At 57.2% G+C, this 9,987-nt stretch carries 12 protein-coding genes; 5 read left to right on the forward strand and 7 right to left on the reverse strand.

The features are described from left to right. Position 1: 1 nt before the first annotated feature. The gene (gene ftsY / locus MYY08_RS19080) at positions 2–1,585 is read right to left on the reverse strand and encodes a signal recognition particle-docking protein FtsY (protein ID WP_288015530.1); all 1,584 of its coding nucleotides are present in this window, start codon (positions 1,583–1,585) and stop codon (positions 2–4) included. 187 nt (positions 1,586–1,772) lie between these two features. Here ftsY and rsmD point away from each other — a divergent pair, with 187 nt between their 5' ends. Together rsmD and MYY08_RS19090 are read left to right on the forward strand one after the other, a co-directional pair. Then, complete coding sequence (rsmD, locus tag MYY08_RS19085) at positions 1,773–2,375, forward strand: 16S rRNA (guanine(966)-N(2))-methyltransferase (protein ID WP_288015532.1); 603 nt, start codon at positions 1,773–1,775, stop codon at positions 2,373–2,375. Beyond that, positions 2,365–2,634: a DUF1145 family protein gene (locus MYY08_RS19090; protein WP_084969868.1), complete on the forward strand. Its 270-nt coding sequence runs from the start codon at positions 2,365–2,367 to the stop codon at positions 2,632–2,634. Before rsmD ends, MYY08_RS19090 begins: the two co-directional genes overlap by 11 nt. A gap of 4 nt (positions 2,635–2,638) precedes the next feature. On the opposite strand, the gene MYY08_RS19095 is transcribed toward MYY08_RS19090, so the two are convergent. Then, the gene (locus tag MYY08_RS19095) at positions 2,639–2,998 is read right to left on the reverse strand and encodes a DUF2500 domain-containing protein (RefSeq protein ID WP_190296394.1); all 360 of its coding nucleotides are present in this window, start codon (positions 2,996–2,998) and stop codon (positions 2,639–2,641) included. Between the two features lie 183 nt (positions 2,999–3,181). On the opposite strand from MYY08_RS19095, the gene MYY08_RS19100 reads away from it, so the two are divergent. Then, positions 3,182–3,811: a lysoplasmalogenase gene (locus MYY08_RS19100; protein ID WP_038629646.1), complete on the forward strand. Its 630-nt coding sequence runs from the start codon at positions 3,182–3,184 to the stop codon at positions 3,809–3,811. A gap of 3 nt (positions 3,812–3,814) precedes the next feature. On the opposite strand, the gene tusA is transcribed toward MYY08_RS19100, so the two are convergent. Then, on the reverse strand, positions 3,815–4,063 hold the full coding sequence (gene tusA, locus MYY08_RS19105) for a sulfurtransferase TusA (RefSeq protein WP_038629645.1): 249 nt from the start codon (positions 4,061–4,063) through the stop codon (positions 3,815–3,817). Positions 4,064–4,340: 277 nt separating this feature from the next. Between tusA and MYY08_RS19110 the strand changes: the two genes are divergently transcribed. Both MYY08_RS19110 and MYY08_RS19115 read left to right on the forward strand, forming a co-directional pair. Next, positions 4,341–5,006, forward strand: coding sequence for a 7-cyano-7-deazaguanine/7-aminomethyl-7-deazaguanine transporter (locus MYY08_RS19110; protein WP_038629643.1), 666 nt, complete (start codon positions 4,341–4,343; stop codon positions 5,004–5,006). Between the two features lie 124 nt (positions 5,007–5,130). Continuing rightward, positions 5,131–5,688, forward strand: coding sequence for a DcrB family lipoprotein (locus tag MYY08_RS19115; protein WP_288015536.1), 558 nt, complete (start codon positions 5,131–5,133; stop codon positions 5,686–5,688). Between the two features lie 93 nt (positions 5,689–5,781). On the opposite strand, the gene iolE is transcribed toward MYY08_RS19115, so the two are convergent. The 4 genes from iolE to MYY08_RS19135 form a co-directional block, all read right to left on the reverse strand. Continuing rightward, positions 5,782–6,678, reverse strand: coding sequence for a myo-inosose-2 dehydratase (gene iolE / locus MYY08_RS19120; RefSeq protein WP_038630238.1), 897 nt, complete (start codon positions 6,676–6,678; stop codon positions 5,782–5,784). A 69-nt stretch (positions 6,679–6,747) separates the two neighbouring features. Beyond that, entirely contained in the window at positions 6,748–7,632 is an 885-nt protein-coding gene (locus MYY08_RS19125) for a sugar phosphate isomerase/epimerase family protein (protein WP_038629641.1), read from the reverse strand. 69 nt (positions 7,633–7,701) lie between these two features. Next, entirely contained in the window at positions 7,702–8,718 is a 1,017-nt protein-coding gene (iolG, locus tag MYY08_RS19130) for a bifunctional inositol 2-dehydrogenase/D-chiro-inositol 1-dehydrogenase (RefSeq protein ID WP_038629639.1), read from the reverse strand. Positions 8,719–8,810: 92 nt separating this feature from the next. Beyond that, a partial coding sequence (locus MYY08_RS19135; RefSeq protein WP_288015542.1) for a thiamine pyrophosphate-dependent enzyme occupies positions 8,811–9,987 on the reverse strand: 1,177 nt, incomplete at its 5' end.

Consider the following 9,987-nt stretch of genomic DNA (forward strand, 5'->3'; position numbering starts at 1 on the left):
GTTAATCCTCTCGGGCAAACAGTGCCTCAATAAAATCTTCGGCCTTAAACGGCCGTAAATCATCGATGCCTTCTCCGACACCGATAAAACGAATCGGAATGCTGAACTGGTCCGCCACCGAGAAGATCACGCCGCCTTTCGCCGTGCCGTCCAGCTTGGTGAGGGTAATGCCGGTCAGGCCCACCGCCTCATGGAACAGCTTAGTCTGGCTGACCGCGTTCTGGCCGGTGCTGGCGTCGATAGTCAGCATCACCTCGTGCGGCGCGTTCTCATCGAGCTTCTTCATCACGCGAACGATCTTCTTCAACTCTTCCATCAGGTGCGCTTTATTCTGCAGGCGACCTGCAGTATCGGCGATCAGCACATCCACGCCACGCGCTTTGGCAGCCTGAATCGCGTCGAAAATCACCGAGGCGGAATCGGCGCCGGTATGCTGCGCCACCACCGGAATATGGTTGCGTTCGCCCCATACCTGCAGCTGCTCGACCGCTGCGGCGCGGAAGGTATCGCCCGCCGCCAGCATCACCGATTTGCCCTGCGCCTGATACTGGCGCGCCAGCTTACCGATGGTGGTGGTTTTGCCGACGCCATTAACGCCGACCATCAGAATAACAAACGGGGTTTTGCCGGAAACGTCCAGCGGCGCGTCGACCTTGTGCAGAATGCCAGCCATTTCCGCTTTCAGCAGGCCATAGAGCGCTTCCGCGTCGCGCAGCTGTTTGCGGTTGGCCTGCTGCGTCAGGCTACTGATGATGCGCTGCGTGGTATCGACGCCGACGTCGGCGATCAGCAGCTGTTCTTCCAGCTCCTCAAACAGTTCGTCGTCAATCTTTTTACCGCGGAACAGGCTGATAAAGCCGGAGCCGAGGTTCTGACGTGTTTTCACCAGGCTGCGCTTCAGGCGCGCGAAAAAGCCCTCTTTCGTCGGGCGCTCCTGCTCAACCGGCGTGACTATCGCTTCTTCTTCCGGCGCACTATCGGCCAGCGCCAGCGCCGTCAGTTCATCTTCGGTCAGCGGCAGCGCTTCTTCCGGCAGGATTTCATCTTCCGGCGCGCTGGTGAGCGTGACGGCCGCCGCGACTTCGGTGGCGATCGCCGCATCTTTTTCTTCGGTCACCGCAGGCGTTTCATCCTCCGGACCGGTTTCATTAAGCAGCGACGCGCTCGATGTTGCCGCTTCCGGCTGAACCTCTTCCTTAACCGGCGCGTCGTCTATCGGTGCGGTCTCTTCCGGCAGAATCTCTTCTTCAACCGGCGCGACGTCTGTCGGCGTGGTCTCTTCCGGCAGAATTTCTTCGTGAACCGGCGCGATCGCTACAGGCGCCGCGTCTTCCGGCTGCGTGTCATGAACCGGCGTATCTTCCGTCTGCGGTGCGCTGTGCGCCTCTTCCTGACGCGCTACCTCTTCGGTGGTCGCCACGATATCTTCGGCGATCTGTTCGGCGGTGGGCTGCTCTGCTGCGGGCGCTTCGCTCTCGGCGGTCTGCTGCGTTAACGTCTCTTTTTGTTCTTCTGACTGCGCAGGCGTTTCTTCACGACCAAAACCCAGCCAGGAAAAAAAGCCACGCTTTTTTTCTTTTGCCATTGTGTAACACCACTCCTCGATGGCTTTCACCCGGTCGTCTGTCGCGCCGGACTGAAAAAATAACCTGATAAAGAATTCATTAGTCTAACACTTTCCAGCCAGCGCAACACCAGCACCCTTTTTAACGTTTCCTCCACCGCTTTCGCCCGTTAAACTACGCAACAAATTATGACGAGTTGTGAGCAACATGAATAAAAAACCCCGCAGCACCGCCGGACAAATCCGCATTATCGGCGGACAGTGGCGCGGACGAAAACTGCCGGTGCCCGACAGCGCCGGTCTGCGCCCCACCACCGATCGCGTACGTGAAACTCTGTTTAACTGGCTGGCGCCGGATATTCAGCAGGCCCGCTGCCTCGACTGCTTCGCCGGTAGCGGCGCGCTCGGTCTGGAAGCGCTGTCGCGCTACGCGGGATCGGCGACGCTGCTGGAGCTGGAAAAGCCGGTCGCCCAGCAATTGACGCAGAATCTGAAGACGCTGAAGGCCGACAACGCGCAGGTGATCCAGACCAATACGCTGAGCTGGCTGGCGCAGCAGGGCGAACCCTATCAGGTGGTGTTTATCGATCCGCCGTTTCGCAAAGGTCTGCTGGAACAGACGCTGCAACTGCTGGAAAGCAACGGCTGGCTGGCCGATGAAGCGCTGATCTACGTTGAAAGCGAAATAGAAAATGGCGCGCCGCCGGTGCCGGTTAACTGGTTTTTACATCGGGAAAAAGTGGCGGGACAGGTCGCTTACCGCTTATACCGCCGCGAAGGCGTAAAACAGGAGCAGGATGATGTGGCTTAATCTGGGTCGGTTGTTGATGGTCTGCGTCTGGGCCTTTTTGCTGCTGAATATCGTGCAGCCTTTTCCTAAGCCGCTGACATATTTTGTTAATGTCGCGCTGATTTTTATGGTGATTATGCACGGTCTGCAGCTGGTACTGCTGCGCGCCACGCAGCCGAAAGACAGCGCGAAGCTGAGCCGTCTGACGCAGGTTAAGATCTTCTTTTTCGGCGTGTTCGAGCTACTTGCCTGGCAGAAAAAGCACTATCCGAAGCAGTAACGTTCTACGGCTTCTCAGGCGTAAAAGAGATAAAGCGGCTACCCTGCACCTTAAGCTCGCCTTTTACGCCTTTATCCATCTGATGATAATCCTTAGCCGTCACCGTCAGCCTGATGTCGCCCGCGCCGTTAAGCGGGTGAAACCAGGCCTCGTAGCGCATTTCTTCGCCCGCAATCACTTCCCGCTGACGTGAACGCCGATCCGGGGCGGGAAACTCACTTTTGGTTTTCACCTCTACCTGTAGCGATCGCACCGGCGCCGCATCGTTCGCTGCGTTTTCACGCCGCTGCTTAATAAACTGACGTGAGGCCAGTACGGCGATAATCGCCAGCACGATAATAAAAATCAGCGGGGGTTTGCTCATCTTCGTATTCTGCTTCCTGTGGCGGGTTGTCGCGTCAGGCAGACAACCGGAGCCCTCTCATTGTCACATTGCATCCCGCTAACCTAAACTGATTGCAGGATGTTGTTAATAAAACGGCGGCTGCGTCGGCGCTGCGTTTCAGGACTGATGCCGCTGTCGCCCCTTTCAGAAAAGGACAACGTAATGATTTGGTCATTTCTTGCCGTACTTTTTTCCGGCTGGCTCTATGTAGATGCTTCCTATCGCGGCCCACAGTGGCAGCGCTGGGTGTTTAAGCCGGTTACGCTGCTGTTGCTGCTCGCCTGGGCCTGGCAAGCGCCCACGCGCAATCCCGGCGACTACCTGATTTTGCTCGGTCTGCTGGCGACGATGGCGGGCGACGCGCTGACGCTGCTGCCGCGTCAGCGTCTGATGTATGCCATTGGCGCTTTTTTCCTTGCGCATCTGCTCTACACCATTAATTTCGCCAGCCATATGGCCATGAGCTTCTTCTGGCCGATCCCGTTGACCATGCTGATTATCGGCATTGTCTGGATAGCGATAATCTGGTCGCGGCTGGAAGATCTGCGCTGGCCAATCTGCACTTTTATCGGCATGACGCTGGTGATGAACTGGCTGGCCGCCGAACTCTATTATTTCCGTCCTAACGACTACAGCTTCTCGCTGGTAGCCGGCGCCACGCTGCTGACGCTGGCGAATCTGGTCTGGTTTATCAGCCATTACCGCAAGCGTTTTACGGCGGATAACGCCATCGTCGCCGCCTGCTACTTCGCCGGGCACTTTATGATCGCCCGCTCGCTCTGGCTCTGGTGACGCTTAAGAGAGGCCCTTGCGCACCAGATAGCGATAGGGCTTCTCATCGGTGGATTGCGCCACCAGCGTATGTTCCATAAAAAGGCAAAAGCCGGGAATATCGCGCGTGGTGGCGGGATCGTCGGCGATGATCAGCAGGGTCTCGCCCTCCTCCATATGGCGCACCGCTTTGCGCACCATCATTACCGGTTCCGGGCAGCGCAGGCCCAGCGCGTCCAGGGTTTGATCGGGATTTGCGAATGGATCACTCATTATCGTCTCGTCACTGAATTCTGTTGCGCTCTATTCTACGCCCGGCGGCCTGTTGCGCAAGCCGCCGAAAGCAGGTTAACGTTTGCGTGAAAACTAACCGTTGCAAAGCCGAAACAACGCGGTAAGATGCGCCGCGGCTGGCGATGTTGCCTGCCGCTGACAGACGGCGTTCCGTCGCCGCTCAGCTTGCGCAAGATGCGTCAGGCTAAACGCGAACAGACAGCAGAACGCTGAGTAAACACTGGGTTCCCTCACCCCAACGTAAAAAAGGTACATTATGATCTCCTTTACGCCGCGCCAGCGGAAGCATGCGCTTATCTGGCTATCCCTGTTTCATGTGCTGGTGATTACCTCCAGTAATTATCTGGTCCAGCTGCCTGTTTCCCTGTTTGGTTTCCATACCACCTGGGGCGCCTTCAGCTTTCCGTTTATCTTCCTGGCTACCGATCTGACCGTGCGGATTTTTGGCGCGCCGCTGGCCCGTCGAATTATCCTTGCGGTGATGGTGCCTGCGCTCTTTATCTCCTACGTGGTCTCTTCGCTGTTCTATAACGGCGCATGGCAGGGGCTGAACGCGCTGGAGCAGGTTAACCTGTTTGTCGCCCGCATCGCCTGCGCCAGCTTTATGGCCTACGCGCTGGGCCAGATTCTGGACGTGCATGTCTTTAACCGGCTGCGTCAGTTGCCGCAGTGGTGGGCGGCGCCCGCGTCGGCGATGTTTTTAGGCAATATCAGCGACACGCTCGCCTTCTTCTTCATCGCTTTTTATAAAAGCCCGGACGCTTTTATGGCGCAGAATTGGGTAGAAATCGCGCTGGTCGATTACAGCTTCAAGGTGCTTATCTGCATGGTGTTTTTCCTGCCTGCCTACGGCGTGCTGCTCAATGCCGCGTTAAAACGCCTGGCGGCAATGTCAGGACAAACCCGCTACAATTTCGGCTAAGCGGCAATAGCGATACTTTGTCAGCGCGTCTAAGATCCTGTGACACTCGGTTGGTTGCTTTTACGCGCTGATTCAGTTTGTATTGAGTACTGTATTGCCAGGCTAATCAATAAAAGGGAACCTGATGCGTCAACTTACAAAATATCTTGGAATAGGTTTACTGGTAGTAGGTCTGGCCGCCTGCGATCAGCAGTCGGATAAAGCCGCAGCGGACGATAACGGCGCCAGCGCCAGCACATCAACGCAGACGGTGTCGTTAATGGATGGCAAACTCAGCTTCAACTTGCCGGCGGGCATGTCTGATAAGAGCGGCAAGCTGGGCACGCAGGCGAACAACATGCACGTTTACGCCGATGAAAGCGGCCAGCGCGCCATTATCGTGATTGATGGCGATGCCACCAACGAAGGTCTGGACGTGCTGGCGAAGCGTCTGGAGCAGCAGCAGCGCAACCGCGATCCGCAGCTGCAGGTAGTGGCCAATGAAGCGATTACGCTCAAGGGCGAACCGGCGCAGCAGCTGGATACGGTGATCTCCGCCAATCAGCAGACAGCCTGGTCTTCTGTCGTGCTGGCGAAAGCGGACGGTAAATTGCTGACGCTGCAAATCACCCTGCCTGCCGATAATCAGCAGCAGGCGCAGACGGCAGCGGAAAATGTGATTAACACCATCACGCTGAAATAAACGCCTCGCTTACGCGCATAAAAAACGCCGCCAGAGATGGCGGCGTTTTGTCGTTTAAGGCTTATAAGTTCCCGTTTTCAGCGCAAAATGCCGTCAAATGCCTGCGGTTTCGCGAATATACTTACGCGCCTTCACCGCATATTCAAAGGGGTTAGCCAGCGCCGGATCCTGCTCCGCCTCTACCACCATCCAGCCGCGATATCCCGCGTCGTCGAGAATTTTAAACACCGGTTTGAAATCAATCACGCCGTCGCCCGGCACGGTGAAAGTGCCGCGTTTTACTCCGTCCAGGAAGGAGAGTTTCTGGTTACGCACCGCGCTGACCACCTCATCGCGCACATCCTTCAGATGAATATGGTTGATGCGCGGCAGATGCTTCTCCAGCACCGACAGCATCGCCTGCTCGCTGTTCTCGGAGTAGTAAATATGGCCGGTATCATAGAGCAGATAAACGTCATCGTTGGTCAGTGCCATAAAGCGGTCAATCTCGGCAGGTGTCTGGATGCCGGTGCCCATATGGTGATGCAGACAGACCTGCATTCCCTTGTCCGCCGCAATTTTCGCCAGCTCGTTATAGCCCTCGGCGGTTAAGCGCCACTCTTCTTCCGTAAATACCGGTTTTTGCTCGAATACCGCCAGCGAGGTGCCCTGAATGCTTTTGCTCTGCTCAGAGCAGCCGATCACTTTGGCGCCCATCGTATGTAAAAAATTCATATGGTTAATGAACTCGTCGATAGTTTTCGCCTTTTCACCGTTGGCGAAAAAGGTGCTGAACCAGGCGTTGCAGATCTGAATGCCGCGGATCTCCAGCATCGGTTTCAGCACCGCCGGATCGCGCGGATATTTGCTGCCGACTTCGCTGCCGCTGAAGCCCGCCAGCGCCATTTCGCTGACGGTCTGCTGAAAGGTGTTCTCTTTCCCCAGTTCCGGCATATCGTCGTTGGTCCAGCCAATCGGCGCGATCGCCAGCTTCACGTAATCTTTATTCATGATGAATTCTCTGTTCAGTACGGCGGCGTTCGCCGCCACGCGCTCAGGCTCGCAGGAGAGCCCGCCACCTTATTTTCCCAGCAGCTCACGCTCGATCAGCTCGCGCGTTTCCACCGCCTGATACTTCATCTTTTCGGGATAGCCGAACAGCGCCGAGGCGATAATCGATTCGCCGCCCACCTTGTAGGTACGGTTGGCAAAATCCATTTCACGCAGGGTTTTAAACAGGGTGGTGAAATCGACTTCACCTTCGCCCACGCCGACATGCTGATGTACCGCGGCGTCCACGCCTGGCGGATTGACGATGTAGCGGCAGTGTTTGGTGTGGTTCATGGTATCGGCGACCAGTACGTGCGACAGGTCATCGCCCACGTACTCCAGCATGCTTTTTACGTCGCCTTTGCCTTTGTCATAGAAAAAGGTGTGCGGCACGCTGTAAACGTACTTCACGTTTTCGCTGCGGAACGACTTCACGATATCGGCGGTTTCGTTGTTCTGCTCGCAGAAATCCCACGGATGCGACTGAATTTCGATGCGGATGCCTTCGCGTTCAACGATCGGCAGCAGCTCCTCCATAGAACGGTAAAACATTTCTTCGCAGATCTCCGGCTCGTTGGGATTGCCGGACAGCTCGGTGTTGATCACCTGCACGCCCATCTCTACGGCGATCTCGATCATGCGCTTCCAGTTTTTTACCGCCGCCTGGCGCCGTAGTTCGTCCGGGCCGGACCAGCGGTACACCACAATAAACGAGGAGATCTCGACGCCGGTCGCTTTCAGCGCGTTTTTATACTCCGTCATGATCTCCCGGCTGGCTTTCGGGTGCTTATAGAAGGGGTTAATCTGCGGATGCGGCGACTGTTCAATATATTTGTAGCCCCAGTCAGCTACCTGATGAACCATCTTCGTGATGCCCAGGTCTCGGATGACATCCACATCGAAAGCGATCTTCATAACGTTCTCCCTGATTGCTCAGTGCGTAAGTGCGCGCGCTTCCCGACGCTGCGGGAAGAGGACGGGGAATTAAGCCTTATCGTAGAAGGCGGGACGCGGCGGCAGCTCGACTGGCTCGATAGCGCCGCTGTTCTGCGCCTTGAGGCAGGCGTCGGCGGCGACCGAGGCGGCATAGCCGTCCCAGGCGGACGGGCCGGTCAGCGAACCGCTGCTGACGTCGTTGATAAAAGCCTGTAGCTCCACGTCGTAAGCGTCGATAAAGCGGTCTTTCCAGTCGGTGAGGATGGAGGTGGAAAGCTGCGCGCCTTTACGCATTTGCACCGCTGAGGGCTCCGGCAGGCGGGCAATGCCCTCTTCGCCGACCACTTCGCACTGGATATCGTAGCCGTAGGCGCAGTTGACGAAGATTTCCACATCGATGCGGATGCCCTTCTGCGTTTCAAACAGCACGATCTGCGGATCTTTCAGGCGGGCGTGGCTTTTTGAGGTGACCCGTGGGAAGACTACCTGCACGGTTTTGTAGTCGTCGTTGGTCAGCCAGCGCAGCACGTCGAGTTCATGGATCAGCGTGCTGGTGATCGCCATATCGGTGGTGTAGCTCTCCGGCACGGTGGGATTGCGGTGCGCGCAGTGCAGCATCAGCGGCTCGCCAATCTGTCCTTCGGCAATCACCTTTTTCAGCGCGCGATAGCCGACGTCGTAAGGGCGCATAAAGCCGACCTGCACCAGACGCTTGCCGAACTTCATCTCGGCATCCACCACGCGACGGCAGCCTTCGGCGGTCATCGCCAGCGGTTTCTCGCAGAATACCGGCTTGCCCGCGGCGATAGCGGCCAGCGTGAACTCTTCATGCGTCGGGTCCCATGAGGTGACCAGCACCGCGTCGACATCAGGCGAGTTCACCACGTCATAACCGTTGGCATAGACCTCCGCCTGCAAACCCAGCCGCGCCAGCGCCGCTTTGGCGCCTTCAAGGTTAATATCGGACACCGCCACCACGGTGGCGCCCTGCAACACTTTTGTGCAGCGACGAATATGTTCCTGGCCAATTGCGCCGGTGCCGATAACGCCAAGTTTCAGAGTCATAATGTCTCCAGAATTCAGGGTAAGCGCGAACCCGCCAGCCATGCTGGCGACGTCCGCTGTCAGGGTAGATGTTCAGAGAAAGTTTTTAATAATCAGTATTTTCTAGCTTGATCGACATGCTCTTTCAGCATTTTGGCGACGGCGTCGATGCGTTCAGATTGAGAAACCTGCGCGCCGCCGACGTGCCACCAGCTGAAATATTTATGCACCATGGTTTTGGGCAGCACTTTTACGTCAATCAGGGTAGAGACGGTCTCTTTGCGCGCCGCTTCCAGCGCCAGGCCCAGCTCCTCCAGCGTCGTGACGCGCCAGGTCTTGCAGCCGTAACCCGCGGCGATAGCGGCGAAGTCGACGGGAATAAAGCCGCCGTCCAGCTTGCCGCTTTCCGCATCGCGAAAACGGAACTCGGTAGTAAAGCTGTCCATGCCATGCTCCAGCTGCAGGTTGTTGATGCAGCCGTTAGTCATATTGTCGAACAGCACCACGTTGATTTTCGCCTTCTCCTGAATCGAGGTGACCAGTTCGGAGTGCAGCATCATAAAAGAGCCGTCACCCACCAGCGCGTAGACCTCGCGCTGCGGTTCGGCCAGCTTGACGCCGAGCGCGGCGTTGATCTCATATCCCATGCAGGAGTAGCCATATTCCACGTGATAGCCGTTGTGCGCTTTGGTGCGCCAGACGCGTTGCAGATCGCCGGGCAAGCTGCCGGCGGCGGCGACGATCACCGCATCTTCCGGCAACTGCTCGTTAAGCGCGCCCAGCACGCTGCTTTGGGTCAGAAAGGAGCCGGTCAGACGGTTGAACTCGGCGAACAGCGCCTCACGATCGATGCTGTCGTCGATCTCCGGCACGAAGTTTTCTTCGCTGTAAGCCGCCTGGTAAACGCGCTGCGTCTCCTTCAGCAGGCGGCTCTGCGCCTGTTCGATCTGCGCGCCCCACTCGCTGCGGAAGCCCTGCGCCGCCAGACGCGCATCCAGTGCGGTCAGCGCCTCGCGCGCGTCCGCCACCAGCTGAACGCCATCAAGCTTGTAAGCGTCGAAGTTGCTGACATTGATATTCAGGAAGCTCACATCCGGGTGCTGGAATATCCATTTCGAGGCGGTGGTGAAATCGGTGTAACGCGTGCCGACGCCAATCACCAGGTCGGCCTCTTTCGCCAGCAGGTTAGCCGCCAGACAGCCGGTTTCGCCGACGCCGCCGACGTTAAGCAGATGGTCGGAAACCAGCGTGCCTTTGCCCGCCTGGGTTTCCGCGAACGGGATCTGATGG

Origin of the sequence: Mixta sp., assembly GCF_024610815.1 — a bacterium.
Classification (GTDB): Bacteria; Pseudomonadota; Gammaproteobacteria; order Enterobacterales; family Enterobacteriaceae; genus Mixta; species Mixta calida.